This window comes from Kitasatospora sp. NPDC050463 (assembly GCF_040655255.1).
In the GTDB taxonomy this organism is placed as follows: Bacteria; Actinomycetota; Actinomycetes; order Streptomycetales; family Streptomycetaceae; genus Kitasatospora.
On sequence record NZ_JBFAJO010000044.1, the window covers coordinates 1 to 23,058 of the forward strand.

Annotated in this window: 19 protein-coding genes, 1 rRNA gene and 1 riboswitch; of the genes, 15 read left to right on the plus strand and 5 right to left on the minus strand. The window is 72.0% G+C overall.

What is annotated here, in order from left to right:
- The 12 genes from rrf to AB0J08_RS25695 all read left to right on the plus strand — a co-directional run.
- Nucleotides 1–92 (plus strand): 5S ribosomal RNA (rrf, locus tag AB0J08_RS25640); the annotation flags it as partial.
- Nucleotides 93–190: 98 nt separating this feature from the next.
- Nucleotides 191–811 carry a CDP-alcohol phosphatidyltransferase family protein gene (locus AB0J08_RS25645; protein ID WP_360638766.1) on the plus strand — a complete coding sequence of 207 codons (621 nt, stop codon included), beginning with the start codon at nt 191–193 and terminating at the stop codon, nt 809–811.
- A 124-nt stretch (nt 812–935) separates the two neighbouring features.
- Nucleotides 936–3,431 carry a mannose-1-phosphate guanyltransferase gene (locus AB0J08_RS25650; RefSeq protein WP_360638769.1) on the plus strand — a complete coding sequence of 832 codons (2,496 nt, stop codon included), beginning with the start codon at nt 936–938 and terminating at the stop codon, nt 3,429–3,431.
- A 164-nt stretch (nt 3,432–3,595) separates the two neighbouring features.
- Complete coding sequence (locus AB0J08_RS25655) at nt 3,596–4,705, plus strand: DUF881 domain-containing protein (protein WP_360638772.1); 1,110 nt, start codon at nt 3,596–3,598, stop codon at nt 4,703–4,705.
- Nucleotides 4,702–5,034, plus strand: coding sequence for a small basic family protein (locus tag AB0J08_RS25660; RefSeq protein WP_030062488.1), 333 nt, complete (start codon nt 4,702–4,704; stop codon nt 5,032–5,034). The genes AB0J08_RS25655 and AB0J08_RS25660 overlap by 4 nt, the downstream gene beginning before the upstream one ends.
- A 313-nt stretch (nt 5,035–5,347) precedes the next feature.
- Nucleotides 5,348–6,214: a DUF881 domain-containing protein gene (locus tag AB0J08_RS25665; RefSeq protein WP_360638943.1), complete on the plus strand. Its 867-nt coding sequence runs from the start codon at nt 5,348–5,350 to the stop codon at nt 6,212–6,214.
- Between the two features lie 553 nt (nt 6,215–6,767).
- Complete coding sequence (locus AB0J08_RS25670) at nt 6,768–7,310, plus strand: FHA domain-containing protein (RefSeq protein WP_360638775.1); 543 nt, start codon at nt 6,768–6,770, stop codon at nt 7,308–7,310.
- Nucleotides 7,311–7,489: 179 nt separating this feature from the next.
- A complete protein-coding gene (locus AB0J08_RS25675; protein WP_360638946.1) occupies nt 7,490–8,185 on the plus strand; it encodes a MerR family transcriptional regulator in 696 nt (231 codons plus the stop codon).
- Nucleotides 8,186–8,259: 74 nt separating this feature from the next.
- Complete coding sequence (locus AB0J08_RS25680; RefSeq protein ID WP_360185161.1) at nt 8,260–8,736, plus strand: bifunctional nuclease family protein; 477 nt, start codon at nt 8,260–8,262, stop codon at nt 8,734–8,736.
- Nucleotides 8,737–8,989: 253 nt separating this feature from the next.
- Complete coding sequence (locus tag AB0J08_RS25685; protein WP_360638778.1) at nt 8,990–9,649, plus strand: MerR family transcriptional regulator; 660 nt, start codon at nt 8,990–8,992, stop codon at nt 9,647–9,649.
- A 136-nt stretch (nt 9,650–9,785) separates the two neighbouring features.
- Entirely contained in the window at nt 9,786–10,484 is a 699-nt protein-coding gene (locus AB0J08_RS25690) for an ElyC/SanA/YdcF family protein (protein ID WP_360638949.1), read from the plus strand.
- A 52-nt stretch (nt 10,485–10,536) separates the two neighbouring features.
- On the plus strand, nt 10,537–11,964 hold the full coding sequence (locus AB0J08_RS25695; RefSeq protein WP_360638782.1) for a DNA polymerase IV: 1,428 nt from the start codon (nt 10,537–10,539) through the stop codon (nt 11,962–11,964).
- Between the two features lie 142 nt (nt 11,965–12,106).
- On the opposite strand, the gene AB0J08_RS25700 is transcribed toward AB0J08_RS25695, so the two are convergent.
- Together AB0J08_RS25700 and AB0J08_RS25705 are read right to left on the minus strand one after the other, a co-directional pair.
- Entirely contained in the window at nt 12,107–13,597 is a 1,491-nt protein-coding gene (locus tag AB0J08_RS25700) for an MFS transporter (RefSeq protein ID WP_360638785.1), read from the minus strand.
- Between the two features lie 142 nt (nt 13,598–13,739).
- Nucleotides 13,740–15,035: a PRC and DUF2382 domain-containing protein gene (locus tag AB0J08_RS25705; protein WP_360638788.1), complete on the minus strand. Its 1,296-nt coding sequence runs from the start codon at nt 15,033–15,035 to the stop codon at nt 13,740–13,742.
- A gap of 223 nt (nt 15,036–15,258) precedes the next feature.
- A riboswitch (glycine riboswitch) is annotated at nt 15,259–15,362 on the plus strand.
- 239 nt (nt 15,363–15,601) lie between these two features.
- Between AB0J08_RS25705 and gcvP the strand changes: the two genes are divergently transcribed.
- Complete coding sequence (gene gcvP / locus AB0J08_RS25710) at nt 15,602–18,502, plus strand: aminomethyl-transferring glycine dehydrogenase (RefSeq protein WP_360638791.1); 2,901 nt, start codon at nt 15,602–15,604, stop codon at nt 18,500–18,502.
- 122 nt (nt 18,503–18,624) lie between these two features.
- On the opposite strand, the gene AB0J08_RS25715 is transcribed toward gcvP, so the two are convergent.
- On the minus strand, nt 18,625–18,816 hold the full coding sequence (locus AB0J08_RS25715; RefSeq protein WP_360638794.1) for a DUF5999 family protein: 192 nt from the start codon (nt 18,814–18,816) through the stop codon (nt 18,625–18,627).
- 351 nt (nt 18,817–19,167) lie between these two features.
- Nucleotides 19,168–19,740 (minus strand): hypothetical protein, encoded by a 573-nt coding sequence (locus tag AB0J08_RS25720; protein WP_360638797.1) that lies wholly within the window; start codon nt 19,738–19,740, stop codon nt 19,168–19,170.
- 368 nt (nt 19,741–20,108) lie between these two features.
- Between AB0J08_RS25720 and AB0J08_RS25725 the strand changes: the two genes are divergently transcribed.
- Both AB0J08_RS25725 and AB0J08_RS25730 read left to right on the plus strand, forming a co-directional pair.
- Nucleotides 20,109–21,614, plus strand: coding sequence for a glutamate--cysteine ligase (locus AB0J08_RS25725; RefSeq protein ID WP_360638800.1), 1,506 nt, complete (start codon nt 20,109–20,111; stop codon nt 21,612–21,614).
- 133 nt (nt 21,615–21,747) lie between these two features.
- The gene (locus AB0J08_RS25730; RefSeq protein ID WP_360638803.1) at nt 21,748–22,536 is read left to right on the plus strand and encodes a CPBP family intramembrane glutamic endopeptidase; all 789 of its coding nucleotides are present in this window, start codon (nt 21,748–21,750) and stop codon (nt 22,534–22,536) included.
- Here AB0J08_RS25730 and AB0J08_RS25735 read toward each other — a convergent pair.
- A complete protein-coding gene (locus tag AB0J08_RS25735) occupies nt 22,514–23,047 on the minus strand; it encodes an HAD domain-containing protein (protein ID WP_360638806.1) in 534 nt (177 codons plus the stop codon). The genes AB0J08_RS25730 and AB0J08_RS25735 overlap by 23 nt on opposite strands.
- Between the last annotated feature and the right edge of the window lie 11 nt (nt 23,048–23,058).

Here is a 23,058-nt window from a genome sequence, read left to right on the forward strand (position 1 = left end):
CGCCCGGTTACATTCCGAACCCGGAAGCTAAGCCTCACAGCGCCGATGGTACTGCAGGGGGGACCCTGTGGGAGAGTAGGACGCCGCCGAACAATTCTTCTAGAGAAGCCCCCGCCGGGGAACCGGACGGGGGCTTTTCTGTTGTAGGGTCAACATGCAAAAGTCGTCACACGGTACAGGAGGCCCCCGGGTGGAGGTCCAGGAGACGCGGGTCCAGACCGATCGCGTCCTCACCATCCCCAACCTGCTGAGCATGGGCCGGCTGGTCGGCGTTCCGCTCTTCCTCTGGCTGATCCTCTGGCCGGTGTTCGACGGGCCGAACAACGACGGCTGGGCGCTGCTGATCCTGATGCTGAGTGGCATCAGCGACTACCTCGACGGAAAGCTCGCTCGCAGGTGGGGGCAGATCAGCCGGGTCGGCCAGCTGCTCGACCCGCTGGCGGACCGCCTCTATGTGCTGTCCACGCTGCTGGGTCTGACCTGGCGTGAGATCCTGCCGTGGTGGCTCACGGCGATCCTGATCGCGCGTGAGCTCTTTATCGCGGGGCTCCTTCCCATTCTGAACCGGCACGGCTACGGCCCGTTGCAGGTGAGTTTCCTGGGGAAGGCCGCGACATTCAATCTGATGTACGCGTTCCCGCTTCTGCTGCTCGGCACCGGGGACACCTGGATCGCGCGGCCGGCCGAGGTCGTCAGCTGGGCCTTCATCTGGTGGGGGACCACGCTGTACTGGTGGGCCGGCATTCTCTACGCGGTCCAGGCGCGGCAGATCATCCGGGCGGGCTCGGCCTCCTCCGCGTCCGCAGTCTGAGACGTGATCTGAGAGAAGTCCCACGCCATCACGGTGCGTCGGACGATATCTTCCGGGTAGAGAACCTCTGGAACGGTTTGATGGACTTGCAGGGTCCACCACCGCGAAGGAGGACGCACCCGTAATGAAAGCCGTTGTAATGGCAGGGGGCGAAGGCACCCGACTCCGCCCGATGACCTCCAGCATGCCGAAGCCGCTGCTTCCGGTCGCCAATAGGCCGATCATGGAGCACGTGCTTCGGCTGCTGAAGCGGCACGGCCTCTCCGACACCGTCGTGACCGTCCAGTTCCTCGCCTCACTGGTCAAGAACTACTTCGGTGACGGCGAAGAGCTGGGTATGCACCTGACCTATGCGAACGAGGAGACGCCGCTCGGTACTGCGGGGAGTGTCAAGAACGCCGAGGACGCGCTGAAGGACGACTCCTTTCTGGTGATCTCCGGTGACGCGCTGACCGACTTCAACCTCTCTGAATTGATCGAGTTCCACCGCAGTAAGAACGCTCTGGTCACCGTCTGTCTCACCCGTGTGCCGAATCCGCTGGAGTTCGGCATCACGATCACCGACGACGAGGGCCGGGTCGAGCGCTTCCTGGAGAAGCCGACCTGGGGGCAGGTCTTCTCCGACACGGTCAACACCGGCATCTACGTCATGGAGCCCGAGGTCTTCGACTACGTGGCGGCGGGCGAGTCCGTCGACTGGTCGAGCGATGTGTTCCCGCAACTGCTCAAGGAGGGCAAGCGGGTCTACGGCTACGTGGCCGAGGGCTACTGGGAGGACGTGGGCACCCACGAGAGCTACGGCAAGGCCCAGGCGGACGTCCTGGAGGGCAAGGTCGACGTCGAACTCGACGGGTTCGAGATCTCGCCCGGCGTCTGGGTGGCCGAAGGGGCCGAGGTGGACCCGGAGGCGATCCTCCGCGGCCCGCTGTACATCGGGGACTACGCCAAGGTCGAGGCCGGTGTGGAGATTCGTGAGCACACCGTGCTCGGCAGCAACGTGGTCGTCAAGCGCGGGGCCTTCCTGCACAAGGCGGTCGTGCACGACAACGTCTACATCGGGCCGCAGAGCAACCTGCGCGGTTGCGTGGTCGGGAAGAACACCGATGTGATGCGGGCCGCGCGGATCGAGGACGGGGCGGTGATCGGCGACGAGTGCCTGGTCGGCGAGGAGTCGATCATCGGCGCCAACGTCCGGGTCTACCCGTTCAAGACCATCGAAGCCGGCGCGGTCGTCAACACCTCGGTGATCTGGGAGTCCCGCGGTCAGGAGCACCTCTTCGGGCTGCGCGGCGTCTCGGGCATCCTCAACGTCGAGATCACCCCGGAGCTGGCCGTCCGGCTGGCGGGCGCGTACGCGACGACGCTGAAGAAGGGAGCCACCGTCACCATCGCGCGTGACCACTCGCGTGGTGCGCGAGCGCTCAAACGGGCGATGATCTCGGGGCTGCAGACCAGCGCGATCGATGTCCGCGACCTGGAGAACGTGCCGATGCCGGTGGCGCGGCAGCACACGGCCCGGGGGAGCGCGGGCGGGATCTTCCTGCGGACCACCCCCGGGGTGCCGGACTCGCTCGACATCCTCTTCTTCGACGAGCGCGGAGCCGACCTCTCCCAGGCCGGGCAGCGCAAGCTCGACCGGGTCTACGCCCGCCAGGAGTACCGGCGTGCGTTCCCGGGTGAGATCGGCGACCTGACCTTCCCGTCCAGCGTCTTCGACTCCTACGCCGGCAACTTGCTGCGGGCGGTGGACACCACGGGTGTCCGCGAGGCGGGGCTGAAGGTGGTGGTGGACACGGCGCACGGCAGTGCCGGGCTCGTTCTGCCGAGCATCCTGGGCCGGCTCGGGGTGGAGGCGCTCACCGTCTCCAGCGGGCTGGACGAGGCGCGGCCGACCGAGGACGCCGAGGAGCGGCGAGCTGGGCTGGCCAGGCTCGGCGAGCTGGTCGCCTCCTCCCGGGCGGCCTTCGGCGTCCGGTTCGATCCGGTCGGCGAGCGGGTGGCCTTCGTGGACGAGCTGGGCCGGGTGATCGACGACGACCGCGCACTGCTGGTGCTGCTCGACCTGGTCGCGGCCGAGCGCCGGAGCGGCCAGGTGGCGCTGCCCGTGACGACCACCCGGATCGCCGAGCAGGTCGCCGCGTACCACGGCACGCAGGTCGTCTGGACCACGACCACGCCGGACGACCTGGCCAAGGCGGCCGCGGCCGAGGGCACCGTGTTCGGCGGCGACGGGCGCGGCGGCTTCGTCGTGCCCGAGTTCAGCGGGGTGCTGGACGGTGCGGCGGCGTTCGTCCGCCTGGTCGGGCTGGTGGCCCGGACCCAGCTCACGCTGAGCCAGATCGACGCGCGGATCCCGCAGGCGCACATCCGCCGGCGCGACATCGCGACACCGTGGGCGGCGAAGGGCATGGTCATGCGCTCGGTGGTGGAGGCGGCCGGCAACCGGCAGCTCGACACCACGGACGGCGTCCGGGTCGTCGAGGCGGACGGTCGCTGGACGCTGGTCCTGCCCGACCCCGCGGAGGCGGTCACCCACCTCTGGGCGGAGGGCCCGGACGACGAGGCGACCGAGGCGCTGCTGGACGAGTGGGCGGCGGTGGTCGACGGCGCCGGGCGGTGACCACCGGGCCCCGGTGACGCGGCCCCGGGCAGCGGGGCGTGCGGTACTCGCCGCACGCCCCGCTGCCCGGTTTGGCATGCTTGGTCATGATCCGTCGCTTCTGGTGAGTCCGCAGGTCAGGGGGTGTGCACCGACCCCTCCGTCGACATGGGACGATGGTCCGCATGCCAGCGACGCCGACGCCGAGTGCCAGCGACGGACGGTACAACCGTCCGGACGCCTCGATGTCCCTGCTGACCGGCGTGATGGACCACAGCCTGGACGAGGGCTACGCCGAGGCGGCCGCGGCGCGGGGCGGTGACCGCGACAGCCGGATACCCGGCACGGCCCGGGGCCTGCTCACGCTGGGTCTCGGGCTGGCCCTGGTCGGGGCGGTGGTGACGGTGGGCGCAGTGAACGCGCACAAGGCCGAGCCCACCCTCGCCAAGGAGCGCGACGCGCTGATCCACCGGATCAACGACAGCAACGGCTCGGCGGACCGGCTGCAGCAGCAGGTCCAGGAGCTGCGACGGAAGGTCGACACCACTCAGCAGCAGGCGCTGTCGCCGGGCGACGGCGACCCGGCCGCGCTGGCCGGTGCGGTGGGCCTGGCCGAGGTCACCGGGCCGGGCGTCAAGCTCGTCCTGGAGGACGCCTCCGGCACCGGCGCCGGTGGGAACGTCGACCCGCGCGCCGGTCAGGGCTTCTCCAACAGCGGCCGGCTGCGCGACCGCGATCTTCAGCTGGTGGTGAACGGGCTCTGGGCGTCCGGGGCCGAGGCGGTCTCGATCAACGGGCAGCGGCTTACCGCGCTCTCCGCGATCCGTGCCGCGGGCGAGGCCGTGCTGGTCGACAACCGGCCGCTGGTGCCCCCGTACAGCGTGCAGGCGTTGGGGGACGGGTCGAAGCTGGTCGCCACCTTCGAGAACAACATGGCGGGTCAGTACCTCCGGCTGCTGCAGGAGAAGTACGGCATCAAGTCGACGATCTCCGCGCAGAAGAAGCTGACGCTGCCCGCCGCCGTCGGCATCACGCTGCGGACCGCCCGGCCCGCCGCGCCGGAGCCCTCGCCGACGGCGAGCCCGTCGGCCCCCGCCCCGGATTCCCCGAGCCCCACGGCGTCCACCACAGGCTCGCAGAGTCCGTCCGCCGCGACCTCGCGGTCGGCCTCGCCGAGCACCTCGCCCACGGGGAAGCGCACGCCGAGCGGCTCCGCCAAGACCACGACAGCCCAATCGCCCACGGCGCCCTCGACCGGGTCGCCCCCCGCAGGGACAGGAGCAGCTAGACCGTGATTGCCGTACTGGGTCTCGTGATCGGGGTGGTCGTCGGACTCTTCGTCCAGCCCGAGGTGCCCGACGCCGTCGTGCCGTATCTGCCCATCGCGGTGGTGGCGGCCCTGGACGCGGTGTTCGGCGGTGTCCGGGCGATGCTCGACGGCATCTTCAACGACAAGGTGTTCATCGTCTCGTTCCTGTCCAACGTGGTGGTGGCGGCGCTGATCGTCTTCCTCGGGGACCAGCTCGGTGTCGGCTCCCAGCTGTCCACCGGTGTGGTCGTCGTCCTCGGCATCCGCATCTTCTCCAACGCCGCTGCGATCAGGCGCCATGTCTTCCGCGCCTGAGCCCGGCCGGGAGCCGGCGGACGAGAAGGCGGACGAGAAGGCGGACGGACGGGCAGGAGAAGGCGTGCGCGAGGGCGGGAACGGGGAGCGGGAGGCGGACGCGGCGGCGGAGAACGCGCTGCGAAAGCCCGCCGAACAGGTGAAGTCGGCCGTGCCGGTGAAGCCGGTCGCGCCGGCGCCCGTTCGGCCGGCCGAGCGGGCCGAATCGGTGGAGTCGGTGGAGCGCGGCGAGGACGCGGTCGAGCCGGAGGAGACGGCCGGGCGACCGGCCGAGCCCACCGTGGACGCCGGGGGCGACGCCGAGGCGCAGGTCGTGGCTGCGGAGCCGACCGTGCCGCCGCGCACCCCCGAGCCCGAGCCCGCCCCCGTGGCTGAAGCCGCACCCGAGCCCGCACCCGAGCCCGAGCCCGAGCCCGTGGCGGAAGCCACGCCCGAGCCGGCGGTCGACGACCGCGGTGCGGGCCGGCAGCGGCTCAAGGCGGCCCTGTGGCCACCGCGGCTCTCGCGTGGGCAACTGGTGGTCGCCGTGCTGCTGTTCTCGCTCGGCCTGGCCCTGGCGATCCAGGTCCGGTCCACCAACGACCACCACAGCCAGCTGCGCGGGGCGCGCCAGGAGGATCTCGTCCGGATCCTCGACGAACTGGACGGCCGCCAGCAGCGTCTCCAACAGGAGAAGGCGGAGCTGGAGCAGTCCCTGGCCAAGTTGGAGAACAGCTCCAACCAGGCCAAGGAAGCCCAGGAGCAGACCAGGAAGAAGGTGACGGAGCTCGGCGTGCTCGCCGGGACCGTCAAAGCCACTGGTCCGGGCATCGTACTGACGGTCGATGATCCCCAAGGGCAGGTGAAGGCGGATATGCTGCTGGACACCCTGCAGGAACTCCGAGCGGCGGGGGCGGAGGCGATTCAGATCAACGATGTGCGCGTGGTGGTCGACACCTACTTCACGGACGTGTCCGGCGGCGGTGTGCAGATCGACGGGAAGAAGGTCTCGCAGCCCTATCGCTTCACCGTGGTGGGGAACCCGCAGGACCTCACACCCGCGCTGAACATTCCGGGAGGCGTGGTCCGTACTCTTGAGAGTCATCAGGCCCGCGCGACCATCTCCCCGCAGCAGAAGGTGCTCGTCGACGCCCTCGTCGACCCGAAGACGCCGCAGTACGCCAAGCCGGCTCCGAAGTGACGAGGTACCTGCCGAACGGTCCGTCATCTGCCGGTGCCCCCCGGTGCGGGGTGCCGCCGTCAGGTGGGCGAGACTGGTCCGCACCAGCACAAGCCGGAACACCACACGTCGGAGTACCACTCCAGTAGGCCCGATCCGCGACCGGGCCCGCAGCCTGTCCGAGGTTCCCACCCTGCCCCGCGGGCGGGTCTGTCACACGCAAGGGGATTCGCCCGTGAGTTTCTTCTCGAAGTTGTTCGGTCGTAACAAGGACCGTGACGCGGCTGCCGTGGAGGCACCCACCGCGCGTCACCGCCGGGCCGACGAAGAGCCCGCCGTGCCGGGCATGCGTCCCGCCTCCGAGGGCGTCGAGTACGCCGAGCGCCCGATGTTCCGGGACGGTGCCGGCGCACAGTACGCGGGCAATCCGGCGGGCTACGGCGCGTCGGTTGACCCCTCCGGCGCCCCGCGCATAGGTTTCCCGTCAGGACCCTCAACCTCTGGTGGAGGGTTTGCCCCGGACCCGTACGCCGGGCACAACCCGTCGGGTGTGCCGCGCCAGGAGGCTGTGAACATGGCTGGCCCCACTCCGTGCCCCAGGTGCGGCAACCAGAACCCGGCAGCGGCCCGCTTCTGTTCCAACTGCGGTACGGCACTGCGCGGTGGCGCGCTGCCCGAGGGGGCGGCGGAGACCACGTCGACCATCTCGATCTCCGGCCTGGAGTCCTACGACCCCAACACCACCACCGGCACCGGTACGCCGGCCCTGTCGGCGGAGGTGCTGTCGGCGATCGACGCGCTGCCGCCGGGCTCGGCCCTGCTGATCGTCCAGCGCGGCCCGAACTCGGGCAGCCGGTTCCTGCTGGACTCGGACAAGACCACGGCCGGGCGTCACCCGCAGGGCGACATCTTCCTGGACGACGTCACCGTCTCGCGCAAGCACGTGGAGTTCCGCCGGACGCCCGGTGGCGGCTTCACCGTCGCCGACGTCGGCAGCCTGAACGGGACGTACGTCAACCGTGAGCGGATCGACGAGGTGCCGCTGAACAACGGCGACGAGGTGCAGATCGGGAAGTACCGGCTGGTGTTCTTCACCAGCCACCACCGGGGGTACTGAAACCAACGTCGGCAGGAGCCCGAGTGAGCGCGAACCCTCCTTCATCTCTCGGGGCGGCCACCCCCGCGTCGCCCGGTCCGCAGTCGGACCAGGCCGCGCGGGGACTGGTCGCGGCCCCCAGGCAGCCGGTCCGCCCGGACCGGCCCGCCGGGGGCGGCCGACGGCGTGGCGGCGACGAGCTGCTGAGCATCGGCGCGGTGCTGACCTTCCTGCGGGACGACTTCCCCGAGGTCACCATCTCGAAGATCAGGTTCCTGGAGGCGGAGGGCCTGGTCGAGCCCCGGCGCACGCCGTCGGGGTATCGCAAGTTCAGCCCGGCCGACGTCGAGCGGCTGGCCTATGTGCTGCGGATGCAGCGTGACCACTATCTTCCGCTGCGGGTGATCCGCGAGCACCTGGACGCGATCGAGCGCGGCGAGACCCCTCCCGCGCTGCCCGCCGCCGACGCCCGGCCCGGGCCGCTGGAGGAGGCGGACCGCGAGCTGGTGGCGGCCGCCGAGGCCTCGACGGGCGTCCGGCTGGGCCGGGCCGAGCTGCTGGCCGCCGCCGAGGCCGGCGAGCGCGAGCTGGTCGAGTGGGAGTCGTACGGGCTGGTCGCGGCCGGGTCGGACGGCGGCTACGACGGCGAGGCGCTTCAGGTGGCCCGTCTGGTCGCGGAGCTCGGCCGGTACGGGCTGGAGCCGCGCCATCTGCGGGCCATGAAGGCCGCCGCCGACCGCGAGATCGCACTGGTGGAGCAGGTGGTGGCGCCCCTGCGCCGGCACCGCAACCCGCAGACCCGGGCGCACGCCGAGGCCACGGCGCGGGAGCTGGCCACCCTCTCCGTCCGGCTGCACGCCGCCATGGTGCAGGCCGGTCTGCGGCCCCGCTCGTGACGCGCCGACCCCGCTGACCAGCGCCGTCGGCTCTGCGCTTTCATATCCGGGGCGAGGGCCATAGGGTTGCGTGTGTGAATGAGCTCGACGTCGTGGGTGTCCGGGTGGAGATGCCTTCCAACCAGCCGATCGTGCTGCTTCGGGAGGTCGGGGGCGATCGGTACCTGCCGATCTGGATCGGTCCCGGCGAGGCGACCGCGATCGCCTTCGCCCAGCAGGGCATGACGCCGGTGCGTCCGCTGACGCACGACCTCTTCAAGGACGTCCTGGAGGCGCTCGGCCAGCAGCTCACCGAGGTGCGGATCACCGACCTGCGCGAGGGCGTCTTCTACGCCGAGCTGGTCTTCGCGGGCGGGGTCGAGGTGAGCGCCCGGCCGTCCGACGCGATAGCACTGGCGCTGCGGACCGGTACGCCGATCTACGGGAGCGAGGAGGTGCTCGCCGAGGCGGGCATCGCGATCCCGGACGAGCAGGAGGACGAGGTGGAGAAGTTCCGCGAGTTCCTCGACCAGGTCTCGCCGGAGGATTTCGGCGGCGGTACGCCGCAGTAGCGCGGCCCGGTACGGACGGCGCGGGGGGCGGTGGCCGCCATCGTGCCGAATTCGTTCGTCCGTTTTGCCAAATAGCGTCCACTTACCCACACTAGGGGCACGAAAAACCACTCTCCTGAGTGACTCGGTTTGTCCTGCCCGGCGTGGCGATCGTTGACGGGTCATAGGGGACTGCCTACCGTCAGGAGTGGCTGCCCGGGTGCCTGTCGCCCGCAGTCTGGGTTGCCCGCAGGACGAGTGGACGGAGGTAGGCATGACCGGCACCGGCGATGAAGCGGCCGTGGGAGGCCTGTGCACCGTGCACATGCCCCGCGCCGCCCGCAGCGTGGCTGAACTGCCTCGCCCGGAGCTCCCCCGGGTGGGCCGGTTCCCGGCCGTCCAGCCGGGCCAGCCGGCCATCGAGCGGCTCGCGCCCACCTCCGAGCTGATCGGCTACCGGGGCCCGACGGCCTGTGCGGCGGCCGGGATCACCTACCGCCAGCTGGACTACTGGGCACGGACGGGGCTGCTGGAGCCCAGCGTCCGCTCGGTCTACCCGGCGAGCAGCCAGCGGCTGTACAGCTTCCGCGACATCCTCCTGCTGAAGATCGTCAAGCGACTGCTGGACGCGGGAGTGTCCCTGCAGAACATCCGGGTGGCGGTCGCCCACCTGCAGTCCGCCGAGGGCGGCGACCTGACCGGGCTGACGCTGATGAGCGACGGCGCGACCGTGTACGAGTGCACCACGCCGCAGCAGGTGGTCGATCTGCTGAAGGGCGGTCAGGGGGTCTTCGGCATCGCCGTCGGCGCGGTCTGGCAGGAGCTGGAGCTGGCCCTCGGGCGGCTGCACGCGGAGCGGACCGACACCGGTGAGACCGTGATCGGGCACGACCCGGGGGACGAACTGGCGCAGCGCCGCAACCGGGCGGTCTGAACCGCAGATCCACGAGGCCGCAGATCCACGAGGCCGCGGGCCCGGACGGGGAACCGTCCGGGCCCGCGGCCTCGTCGTGCCTGGTGGATCGATCAAGGGAGGGCACGTGCGGTTCGGCTCCGGAATACCCGGCCTGGTGCGGCGGCGGGCGCTACGGCTCGGCGTCCGGTTGCGGCGCCGGCGCACCCAGCGCAGGATCTTCCAACTCGTCATCGTGGGCTGCTCACTGGCACTGGCGCCGAGCGCCTGGCTGTGGATCTCGGCGGGGGACCGGGTCGGCACCGTGGAGAGCGCGCCGAAGGCACCGGTGGCCGTGGTGTTCGGTGCCGGGCTCTTCGAGGGCAGGCCGTCGCCCTACCTGGCGCACCGGCTGGACGCGGCGGTCGACCTGTACCGGACGCAGAAGGTCCAGGCGATCCTGGTCACCGGCGACAACGGGCGGGACAGCTACGACGAGACCGACGCGATGCGGCAGTACCTGGTCGAGCACGGGGTGCCACCGGTGCGCGTGGTGGGCGACTACGCGGGTTTCGACACCTGGGACTCCTGCACCCGGGCGCACCGGGTGTTCGGGGTGGACCGGGCGGTGCTGGTCAGCCAGGACTTCCACGTCCGGCGGGCGCTGGCGCTCTGCGAGGCGGCCGGCATCGACGCCTACGCGGTCGGCGTGCCGGAACTGCGCGACGCGACCTGGCTGTACGGCGGGCTGCGGGAGATCCCGGGCGCGGGCAAGGCGCTGCTGAACGCCTGGCTGCGGCCGGACCCGTTCTTCCTCGGGCCCCGGGAGGACGGCATCCCCAAGGCGCTGGCCGACGCGGGCACGGCCGCGGGCTGAGGCGGCGGCGGGGTTCGGCCGCACTGTCGGACCCGTGCGGCATGATCGGCGGGTGCGGTCACTGCCGAGCATCATCCACCTCGACATGGACGCCTTCTTCGCGGCGGTGGAGCAGGCGGCCAAGCCCAGCCTGCGCGGGAAGCCGGTGATCGTCGGCGGTCTGGGCGGGCGCGGGGTGGTCTCCACCGCCTCGTACGAGGCGCGGAAGTTCGGGGTGCACTCGGCGATGCCGATGGCGCAGGCGCGTCGGCTCTGCCCGAACGCGGCCTTCCTGTCCGGGCGCTTCGAGGCCTACCGGGCGGTGAGCGAGCTGGTGATGGGCCTGCTGCGCGAGCTGTCGCCGCTGGTGCAGCCGCTCAGCCTGGACGAGGCCTTCGTCGACCTGGAGGCGGGCCCGTACGGCCCGGCGCTGGCGCAGGCGGACCACGAGACGGGGGAACGGCTGGTGCTGGCCCTCGCGGAGGACCTCCGGGCGGACATCCACCGGCGCACCGGGCTGACCGCCTCGGTCGGGGCGGCCGGGTCCAAGCTGATGGCCAAGATCGCTTCGGAGCAGGCCAAGCCGGACGGGCTGGTGCTGGTCGAACCGGGTCGGGAGCGGGAAGTGCTGGGGCCGATGCCGGTTCGGGCGCTGCCGGGCGTCGGGCCGGCCACCGAACAGGTGCTGCGCCGGGCCGGGCTGAACACGGTGGCCGATCTCGCCGAGGCGGGGGAGGCCGAACTGGTGCAGCTGCTGGGCAGGGCGCACGGTGCCGGGGTCCACCAGATGTCGATGGGACTGGACGACCGGCCGGTGGTGGCCGACCAGGACGCGAAGTCGGTGTCGGTGGAGGACACCTTCGAGGTGGACCTCGCGGACCGGGACCGGGTGCTTCGCGAGGTGGACGTCCTGGCCGCGCGGTGCGTGCGGCGGCTGCGGGCCGCCGGGCGGTCGGGGCGCACGGTGGTGCTGAAGGTACGGCGGTTCGACTTCTCCACGCTGACCCGCTCGGAGACCTTGCGCGGTCCGACGGACGAGGAGGCGGTGATCGTCGAGACGGCCCGCAGGCTGGCCTCCCAGGTGGACATCACCGGCGGCGTGCGGCTGCTCGGTGTCGGGGTCTCGCAACTGGCCGACTACACCCAGGAGGACCTCTTCGCGCAGGCCGTCCGGGAGGAGACGGGGGAGCCGGGGGCGACGGAGGCCGAGACCGAGGACGACGAGGGTCCGGAGCCGGGGGCGCCGGCGGTGCGGCACTGGATGCCCGGGCAGGACGTGCGGCACGCCGAGTTCGGACCGGGCTGGGTGCAGGGCAGCGGTGTCGGCCGGGTGACGGTGCGGTTCGAGACGCCGTGGAGCGGGCCGGGCCGGGTGCGGACCTTCGCGGTGGAGGACCCGGCGCTGGAGCCGGCCCGTCCGCTGCCGCTGCGTGGGGACGGGGCCGCGGACGGAGGCGGAGACGGGTACGGGGCCGCGGACGGCGGTTCGGCAGCGGGCTGAACGCACGAAGCGGCCCCACCCGGCAGGGGAGCCGGGTGGGGCCGCGTGCAGTGCCGGGCCTCTGGCGGTCGCGATGCCCTCGTCGACCGTTCGGGGACCGGTCCCCCGCGCCCTGTCCCTGGGCGCGGGGGCGGACGCCTCGTCAGGCGTCGGTCTTGGCCAGCTGGGGGCTGGAGCCGAGGTCCGCGGCTTCGTTGCCGTCGGTGACGGTGACGGCGGGCTTGATGCTGCGGATCAGGAAGGGGACGGCGCCGGCGACGGCGCAGACCGCGGCGGCGACCCAGAACGCGTGCTTGTAGGCGTCCAGGGTGGGGAGCGCGATCGGGATCGGCAGCTTCAGGGTGTCGCCGGTGAGGATCGCGGCCATCACGGCGGTGCCGATCGCGCCACCGACGGTGCGCAGCACGGCGTTCATGCCGTTGGCGATGCCGCTCTGCTCGACCGGGACGGCGCCGTTGATGTAGGCCGGCATCGCCGAGAAGGCGAGGCCGATGCCGAGACCGAAGATCGCCGAGGCGGTGTAGATGTCGGCCTCGTGGCTGTGGCGCACGGCCAGGTAGGCCATCGCGACGGCGCCGAGGACGCCACCGAGGACCAGCGGCAGGCGCGGGCCGCGGCGGGCGATCAGCAGGGCGCCGACCGGGGCGGCGACCATCGAGCCGAGCGCGGACGGCAGCAGCATGACGCCGGCGTGCAGCACGGTGGCGGTGAACCCGTAGTGGGCGAACTTCTCCGGGGTCTGGGCGAAGTTGCTGATCACCATGAACGAGCCGTACATGCCGAAGCCGATCAGCAGGCCGGCGAGGTTGGTGAAGGCGACGGCCGGGCGGGACATCATCTTCATGTCGACCAGCGGGTGCTTGACCTTGACCTCGATGACGCCCCAGATCAGGGCGACCACGGCAGCGACGGCGAACAGGCCGAGCGTCTTGGTCGAGGTCCAGCCCCAGGTGTTGCCCTGGCTGACCGCGACCAGCAGGGCGGAGAGCCAGCCGGCCAGCGTGATCGCGCCGAGCGGGTCGGCGCCGCCCTCCTTGTCGGTCACCGGGTCGCTGGGCACCCGGATGGCGACCAGGGCGACCGCGAGCAGGCCGAAGGCCAGGCCCATCCAGAAGATCGACTTGTAGCTCCAGTGCTCCAGCAGGAGGCCGGTGGCGACCAGGCCGAGGCCGCTGCCGACACCCATCGAGGCGCTGATGGCGGCGACGCCGCCGGTGACCTTCTGCTTCGGCAGCTCGTCGCGGACGATGCTGATGGCCAGCGGCAGCACGCCACCGCCGGCGCCCTGGAGGACGCGGGCGACGACCAGCCAGGTGAAGGAGTGGGTGCTGACGGCGAGCGCGGAGCCCGCGACGAGACCGGTCAGCGAGATCAGCAGCATCGGCTTACGGCCGCGCAGGTCGCCGAAGCGGCCCAGCAGGGGGGTGAGCACTGCGGCCGACAGCAGGTTGGCCGTCATCAGCCAGGTGATGCTGGAGCCCGAGACGTTGAGCTCCTTGGCCAGCGAGGGCAGGATCGGAACGACCGCGGTCTGCACCACGCTGAACGACAGCATCGCCAGGATGAGGGCCGGCAGGACCCGGGCGCTGCTCTGCTTCTCGGCCGCGGTGGTGGGCTGTGGTGCCTCACTCACGGTTGCTTCCTCCCGTACATAGTGAATGAACTGAAGCAACCATGCCCGGAAATACTTCAGTGTGTCAAATATCGATCGGTGAAGCTTTGGCAAAGTCGAAGGACCCCGGACCGCGGAGGTCCGGGGTCCCTGGGTTCCGTCGTCAGGCGAGCGGCCTCAGCGGGGCCGGTCGGGACGGTTCGCCGGCGCCCGAGTGCCCACCGGCGCCGGCGTGTCCGCCGGGGCCGGAGTGCCCACCGGCGTCGGAGTGTCCACCGGTGCCCGAGTGCGCGTCGGTGCCCGAGGGGGAGGGCGACTTGGTGTGCGCGGACGAGGAGGCCGGGGTCGAGGCGGCCGCGGTGTTGTCGTGGACCTCGACGTGCTCGCGCCGCAGCTCGTCCCGGATCACCTCTTCGGCGGTGTAGCGCTCCACCACCAGGCGGACCCGCTCGATCGGGGCCAGGTACTTGCGGACGACCGGACGCTCCTCGCGCAGCGTGACCTCCTCCACCGCCTCGGCGATGTCCTTGTCGCTCAGCGAGGCCCGCTCCGCCTCGCCGACCGGCATCCGCTCCACCCGGACCCGCTCGCGGACCACCGGCACCCGGCGCTCCACCGCCTCGCTGGTCACGTACTTGCGCAGCTTCGCGGTGCCCAGCACGTGCCACTCGGTGGTGATGTCCAGCCGCTCCTCGCGGCAGGTGATCTCCACCGGCCCGTTGGGGGCCGACGAGGCCGGGCCCGTGCCGCCGGGTGTCGAGACCTCGGGCGACGACGCCACGGCGGCGCCGTCGTGACCGGGGACGAGCGGAGCGGCCGACGGGCGCTGCTCCGGTGCGGTGGGCGCCGACGGTGCGGCGGGTGCGGTGGTGCTGAGGGTCCGCACGTTGGCCTCCGTGGCGGGTTCGGACGGCTTGCCGAGATCGGCGGCCGGGGTGACGGCGGGGGACGGGGGTGTGCTGTCGGCCGGGTGGAAGGCCAGTGGTTTGACCGGGGCCGCGGCGGCCGGCTGGTCCGCGGGCTTCGACGCGGCGGCGGCCGCCGCGGTGCCCGCCGCTGCCGCCGGGGCGGCGGCCGGTACGGCGCCGAAGTCCAGGTCGGCCGGTTCGGAGCCGGAGCCGTCACCGGCCGACGGCTGACCGTCGAGCCGGGTGTCCAGTCCGTAGTAGCGGTAGAGCTGGAGTTCCTGGGCGGGTGACAGGTGCTGGCCCACGCCGAAGTCCGGTGACTCCTTCACCAGTGACTTGTCGTACGGCACCCGCAGTTCGTCGCCGGAGAACTCGCTCGTGGTCAGCGGGACGAAGGCGTCCCGGCCGAAGATGCCGGTCCGGACGGCGGCCCACTCGGGCTGTCCGGTGGCGTCGTCGAGGTACACCTCGTCGACCGTGCCGATCTTGTCTCCGTTGCGGTCGACCGCCTTGTGGCCGATGAGGTCTCGGGGGTCGATATCGGTCTGCACTCTTTCCTCCAGTGCGCTGCGCCTGCGGAACGCCCGCAGGCCGGCGGCCGGCCCGCCCGTCCCATCCGCCACTTCACACCAAAAGCCATGAAGCGGACACGCGCGACCGGGGCGGGGCCGGACGGGCCCGGGGCTGCGCCGGACGGGTCACGGACCGGTCGCTCCCGTGACCGGACGCACCCGTGATCGAAGGCCCTCCCGCTGGTACCCTGGGCGCGACCGCCGAGCCCGCTCGGGAGAGTCCCCGAGAGTGGAAACCGCTGGTCGGGGCGCCGAAGGAGCAACTCCTCCCCGGAATCTCTCAGGCATCCGTACCGTGTGGGATAGGTCACTCTGGAAAGCAGGGCAGGACTGCCGGCGAGGGAGCCGGCGGGCACCACCCTCACCGACGGTGCAAGCCGGCGGGGCGCCACAGCGCTCCGCGCGGGTGAAGCTCTCAGGTCCCGATGACAGAGGGGGAGGCCTGTCGGGTCCGTCCGCCCAGGTCTGTCCGCTGTCGTCCGCAGCGGCCGTGCCGTCCGGCGTGCGTACCCCCGCCGGTCCGTGACCAGGAGGCCTCGACCACCATGAACGCCCAGCCGAACGCGGGACGCCCCACCACCCCCGTGACCCTCACCGAGCTCGAGCAGGCCAGCCCCTTCGAGAACCGCCACATCGGCCCCGACGCCGCCGCGCAGGAGAAGATGCTGGCCCAGGTCGGCTACGCCTCGCTGGACGAGCTCGCCGCCACCGCCGTACCCGAGGCGATCCGCTCCATCACCGGCCTGGACCTGCCCGCCGGCCGCAGCGAGGCCCAGGTCCTCGCCGAGCTGCGCGAGCTCGCCGGTCGCAACACCGTCCTCCAGCCGATGATCGGCCTGGGCTACTACGGCACCTTCACCCCGCCGGTGATCCTGCGCAACGTCCTGGAGAACCCGGCCTGGTACACCGCGTACACGCCGTACCAGCCGGAGATCTCGCAGGGCCGCCTGGAGGCGCTGCTCAACTTCCAGACCCTGGTCTCCGACCTGACCGGCCTGCCCACCTCCGGCTCCTCACTGCTGGACGAGGGCACGGCGGCCGCCGAGGCGATGGCCCTGGCCCGCCGCGTCACCAAGGTCAAGGGCGGCGTCTTCCTGGTCGACGTCGAGACCCTGCCGCAGACCGTCGCGGTGATCGAGACCCGCGCCGAGCCGACCGGTGTCGAGGTCGTCGTCGCCGACCTCTCGGCCGGCATCCCTGCCGAGATCGCCGAGCGCGGCGTCTTCGGCGTGCTGCTCCAGTACCCGGGCGCCACCGGTGTGGTCCGCGACCTCACCGCGGTGATCGAGCAGGCTCACGGCCTCGGCGCGATCGTCGCCGTCGCCGCCGACCTGCTGGCGCTGACGCTGCTGAAGTCCCCGGGCTCGCTCGGCGCCGACATCGCCTGCGGCACCTCGCAGCGCTTCGGTGTGCCGATGGGCTTCGGCGGCCCGCACGCCGGCTACCTGTCGGTGCGCGCCGAGTACGCCCGCTCGCTGCCCGGCCGCCTGGTCGGCGTCTCCGTCGACGCCGACGGCAACCGCGCCTACCGGCTGGCGCTGCAGACCCGCGAGCAGCACATCCGCCGCGAGAAGGCGACCAGCAACATCTGCACCGCCCAGGTGCTGCTCGCCGTGATGGCCTCGATGTACGCCGTCTACCACGGCCCGGACGGCCTGGCCGACATCGCCCGCCGCACCCACCGCTACGCCGCCGCCCTCGCCGAGGGCCTGCGCGCCGGCGGCGTCGAGCTGCTGCACGGCGAGTTCTTCGACACCGTCACCGCGGTCGTCCCCGGTCGCGCCGCCGCGATCGCCGAGGCCGCCCGCGAGCACGGCATCAACGTGTACCAGGACGGCGAGGACCGGATCTCGGTCTCCACCGACGAGACCACCACCCGCGAGCACCTGGCGGGCGTCTGGGCCGCGTTCGGCGTCGAGGGCGTCGAGACCGCCGAGAGCGCCGAGGCGCTGCCGGCCGCGCTGCTGCGCGAGGACGAGTACCTGACCCACCCGGTCTTCCACAGCCACCGCTCCGAGACCGCCATGCTGCGCTACCTGCGCCGCCTGTCGGACCGCGACTACGCGCTGGACCGCGGCATGATCCCGCTGGGCTCCTGCACCATGAAGCTCAACGCGACCACCGAGATGGAGCCGGTGACCTGGCCGGAGTTCGGCCAGCTGCACCCGTTCGCGCCGATCGAGCAGGCCCAGGGCTACCTCACCCTGATCCGCCAGCTGGAGCAGCAGCTGGTCGAGGTGACCGGCTACGACGCCGTCTCGATCCAGCCGAACGCCGGCTCCCAGGGCGAGCTGGCCGGCCTGCTGGCCGTCCGCGCCTACCACCGCTCCAACGGTGACGCGCAGCGCGACGTCTGCCTGATCCCGTCCTCCGCCCACGGCACCAACGCGGCCTCCGCCGTGATGGCCGGCATGCGCGTGGTCGTGGTCAAGACGCTGGTCGACGGCGACGTCGACGTCGAGGACCTCAAGGCGAAGATCGAGCAGCACCGCGACAACCTCGCGGTGCTGATGGTCACCTACCCGTCCACCCACGGCGTGTACGAGACCCAGATCACCGACATCTGCGCCCTCGTGCACGAGGCCGGCGGCCAGGTCTACGTGGACGGTGCCAACCTGAACGCCCTGGTCGGCCTGGCCAAGCCGGGCAAGTTCGGCGCGGACGTCTCGCACCTGAACCTGCACAAGACCTTCTGCATCCCGCACGGCGGCGGCGGCCCGGGCGTCGGCCCGGTGGCGGTGCGCGCGCACCTCGCGCCGTACCTGCCGAACCACCCGCTGCAGGCGGAGGCCGGTCCGGCCACCGGCGTCGGCCCGATCTCGGCCGCGCCGTGGGGCTCGGCGGCCATCCTGCCGATCTCCTGGGCGTACGTGCGGCTGATGGGCGGCGAGGGCCTCAAGCGCGCCACCCAGGTGGCCGTGCTGAACGCCAACTACATCGCCAAGCGTCTGGCCCCGCACTTCCCGGTGCTCTACACCGGCCCCGGCGGCCTGGTCGCGCACGAGTGCATCATCGACCTGCGCCCGCTCACCAAGGAGACCGGCGTGACGGTGGACGACATCGCCAAGCGCCTGATCGACTACGGGTTCCACGCGCCGACGATGTCCTTCCCGGTGGCCGGCACCCTGATGATCGAGCCGACCGAGTCCGAGGACCTGTACGAGATCGACCGGTTCTGCGACGCGATGATCGAGATCCGCGCCGAGATCGAGAAGGTCGGCTCGGGCGAGTGGCCGACCGAGGACAACCCGCTGCGCAACGCCCCGCACACCGCCGGCGCGCTGGCCGGCGACTGGGCGCACGGCTACTCGCGGCAGGAGGCGGTCTTCCCGGCGGGCGTGAACCCGGCGGACAAGTACTGGCCGCCGGTCAGCCGGATCGACGGCGCGTACGGCGACCGCAACCTGGTCTGCTCCTGCCCGCCGCTGGACGAGTACGGCGTCTGAGCGAGGAGAGGTACGGCAGGGCCCCGGCGAATCACCCCCAGCCTCCGGCTGGGAGGTGCCCCCTCGCCGGGGCCCTGCCCGTTGTCCTGCGTCGCTCGGCGGCTGCCCCCGCCGGTGGCGGGTCAGACGGCGTGCGCGACGGGGCGGCGCGGGGCGATCACCCGGCCGTCGGGCAGCAGTTCGCCGGTGTCCTCGAACACCAGGACGCCGTTGCAGAGCAGGCTCCAGCCCTGCTCCGGATGGCAGGCCACCGGTGCGGCGGCCTCGCGGTCCTCGGACTCCGCCGACGGGCACTCAGGACGGTGCTGGCACATACGCGTACCCTCGCTTCGCTTGGCGATCCTCCCCGTGGTGCGGCGCCGCCGGATGACCGGCGGGAGCCGCCGCGGTAGTCGGATCCTGTCCGGCGCCGGGCCAGGTGTGGGCCGGCGCTCAAGTGGGTAGGACAGGTGGTCCTTCCACGCTGGTTCCCAGTGTCGGCATCCGGGGGCGCTCGCGCAGCAATTTCGTGACATGCGCCACAACCACCGGGCAGAGATCACCCGTTCAGGTGGCGGCGGGCGGAAATCGCCCCCGGACGGGCCATCGGCCGGCTGACTCGAATCGGCCATGCCCGATGGCCCGTCCGGGTGAGTACGGCCGGGCGGGGGTGACGGGGGGAGTGTTCAGGAGGATCCGAGCAGCAGCGGCCTCGCGAGCGGGGCCCGGGCGAGCACGGGCAGCAGGTCGGCGGCGGGGTAGGCGCGGTGCGCCGTGACGCCGAGCGGGGCCGGGGCCAGTGGGATCAGCTGGTCCGCCTCCGGGCCGGCGTCCGGGCTGTGCAGCCAGAGCGCGGTGGCATACTGGCCCGGAAAGGTGAGCAGCCGGGGCTGCTGGCGGGCCCGCGAGGTCTGGGCGAGCTGCCAGGCCTGGCGCAGCGCCCGGACGGTGGAGTCCAGGTACGGCCCGGCGGTGAAGTGGGAGAAGGTGTGGCCCTCGTCGCCCTGGACCACCTCGGCCGCGGCGGCCACCTCGGCGCCGTCCTTGATCAGGAAGCGCCAGCCCGTCCGCCGGGCGGCGGTGAGCTCGGGGCGCGGCCCGTCCAGGACGTGGACCGCGAGCGGATGCGCGGGCAGCAGCGGGCCGGTCGGATGACGCAGCGCGGCGGCGGCGGGCTGGCGCAGCGCGGTCTCCGAGTCGAGCGCGGCGAGGACCGCGCGCAGGGCGCTGGGCGGGGGCTGGGGGGTCTGCAGAGTCATGGCGGGGTCGCCTCTCCGTGCGAGATCGGCGTGCGAGTGCGGCATACCGGCATGGCGCGGTGTGTCGTCGGTGACGGGACCTGGCCGTGTCCGGTTGTGCATGATCGCGGTGCGGGCACCGCCGCTGCCGTCGACGACGGTGTGCGGATCGGCAGCGGGCCGGCCTTGGGCGCAGTGCGAATTCTATCGAACAGGTGCACAGGGTGACCTGTTTATCACAGGCGGTGGCGCCGAGCAAGTCGACGGATGTGCTGAAAGACCATCAGTTCCCTTGCATTGCAAGCCGTTCGAAGCAATCGGGTATCGATCTTCGGGGTGGGCATGATGCTTGCACGGTCGGTCGGCCGGCCGCTCAGGAGGAGGGGATCATGGGCGAAAAGGTCGTGGCGACGCGGGCGGACCTGTCGGACCGGCAGTTGTACCGCCGCAAGCTCCAGTCCTGCCAGGACGCGCTGGGGCGGATGCTGCGCGAGGACCGTTTCGACCGGCCGCGGGCCGTGATGGGACTGGAGATCGAGCTCAACCTGGCCGACGAGCAGGGCCTGCCGGTGATGCGCAACGCGCAGGTGCTCAGCGCTATCGGCTCCAGCGACTTCCAGACCGAGTTGGGCCAGTTCAACATCGAGGTCAACATCGCGCCGCACCGGCTCTGCGGCCACGTCTTCGAGGAGCTGCGCGAGGAGATCGACACCGGGCTGCGCTACGCCGACCGGCGGGCCGCCGAGGCCGGTGCGCGGATCGTGATGGTCGGCATCCTGCCGACCCTGGAGCACGACCACACCGGGCTCGACGCGATGTCCCACAACCAGCGGTACAGCCTGCTCAGCGACCAGATCGTGGCCGCCCGGGGCGAGGACATCACGCTGGACATCGAGGGCGTCGAACACCTCCAGCTGGAGTCGATCACCATGGTCGCCGAGGCCGCCGCGACCTCGCTGCAACTGCACCTCCAGGTGACCCCCGAGCGGTTCTCCTCGGTCTGGAACGCCGCCCAGGCGATCTGCGGAGCGCAGCTCGCGCTCGGCGCCAACTCGCCGTTCCTGTTCGGCCGGGAACTGTGGCGCGAGACCAGGCCGGTGCTCTTCCAGCAGGCCTGCGACACCCGTTCGGCGGAGCTCAAGGCGCAGGGTGTGCGCCCGATCACCTGGTTCGGCGAGCGCTGGGTGGACTCCGCCTACGACCTGTTCGAGGAGAACCTGCGGTACTTCCCCGCGCTGCTGCCGATCTGCGACGACGAGGACCCGGCCAAGGTGCTCGCCTCCGGCGGCACCCCGAGGCTCGCCGAGATGCGGCTGCACAACGGCACCATCTACCGCTGGAACCGCCCGGTCTACGACGTCAGCGGCGGGGTGCCGCACCTGCGGGTGGAGAACCGGGCACTGCCGGCCGGTCCGACCGTCGCCGACACGCTCGCCAACGCCGCCTTCTACTACGGGCTGGTCCGGGTGCTCGCCGAGCAGTCGAAGCCGATCTGGACCAGGCTGCCGTTCGAGCGGGCCGAGGAGAACTTCCAGCAGGCCGCCCGGTACGGGATCGACGCCGTCTTCCAGTGGCCGCGGGCCGGCCGGGCCGGGCGCGGCGGCGGCCCGGCCACGATCTCCGCCGTCGACCTGGTGCTGAACGAGCTGCTGCCGATGGCCTACCAGGGCCTGGACGAGTGGGGTGTCGAACCCGCCGACCGGGACCGCTACCTCGGCATCATCGAGCAGCGTTGCCTGCGCCGGGTCAACGGCGCCTCCTGGCAGAGCGCCACCTTCCACCGGCTGCGTGAGCAGTTCGGGATGGACCGGTCGGCCGCGCTGGCCGCGATGACCCGGCGCTACGCCGAGTACATGCGGGCCGGGGAGCCGGTGCACACCTGGCCGGTCGGCTGAGGCCCAGGCCGGCCCTCGCGGCGGCGGCACGGTGACGGCACCGCCCGGCCGGGCCGGGCGGTGCGCTGTGGAAGGATGACCGCTCCGGCGGTCGGCCGACGGCCGGAGCGACGCCGGACCGCTGGAGCAGCCCGTGACCACCGCCCCGACCGCGCCGGAGACCGCGCGGCCCACGCGCCGGCTGCTCGGCGTGGAACTGCTGATCGTCCTCGGCCTCTCGCTCGGGGCCAGCGGCATCGGCGCGCTGATCAGTTTCACCGGCTCGCTCACCGAGACGCTCAAGCTCGGCCAGCAGGTCGCCACCCTCAACTCCTCGCGGGCGCCGGGCCGGCCCTGGCTGGACCTCGCCTGGCAGGTCTACTACCTCGGACGCGGGCTGATGCCGGTGGTGCTGGTCGGCTACCTGCTGGTGCGCGAGGGCGTCACGCTGCGGGTGCTCGGCTTCGACCTCGGGCAGAAGCTGCGCGACCTCGGCCGGGGCGCCGCCGTCGCGGCGGCGATCGGCGGCACCGGGCTGGCGCTCTACCTGGCCTCGCAGGCGGCCGGCTACAACCTGACCGTGGCGCCGTCCGGGCTGCCGGACGTCTGGTGGCGGATCCCGGTACTGGTCGCCTCCGCCTGGCAGAACGCCGTCCTGGAGGAGGTCGTGGTCCTCGGCTACCTGCTGCGCCGGCTCGGGCAGCTCGGTTGGTCGTGGCCGGCGGCGGTGGTGGCCAGCTCGGTGCTGCGGGGTTCGTACCACCTGTACCAGGGAGTGGGCGGGCTGGTCGGCAACATGGTGATGGGTGCGGTGTTCTGCCTGCTGTACCGGCGCTGGGGGCGGGTGATGCCCCTGGTGGTGGCGCACGCGCTGATCGACACGGTGGCCTTCGTCGGGTACGCGCTGCTGGCCGGCCACGTCAGCTGGCTGCCCACCGGCTGACGGACGGCCGGACGGCCGGGGTGCGCGGCGGGCGGGCGAGCAGACGGTCCACGTGGCGGCGCTCCAGGCCCTGGCCCGGGTCGATGGGCAGCAGGACGCGGTCGCGGCGCCAGAGCGCGTTGCGGACCAGCCGGGCCGGGATGACGTCGTCGATCCAGGCGAACGGCCGGCCGGCGGCGTACCGCAGCAGCGGGGCCCACTTGTGGGCGGAGAACAGCTCCATCAGCGGCACCCGGGGGTCGCCGGGTTGGGGGACGTAGCCGGCGAAGCGGACCACCGGCAGCCGGGGCAGCCCGATCGCGGGGGCGATGTGGGTGTTGGCCTCCTCCTCCCAGGTGGTGGCCCAGACCAGTTCGTAGGTCCCGGCCAGCTCGCGCAGCCACTCGCCGTGCCGGGCGGAGAGCAGGACGCTGTAGCCGAGCAGAGTGTGCACGTCGAACCCGGCCTCGGGTCTCGGACAGACCGGGTTGAGCACTCCGTCGACATCCAGGAACAGCAGTGGCTTCGGCACCGGGCGCCCCC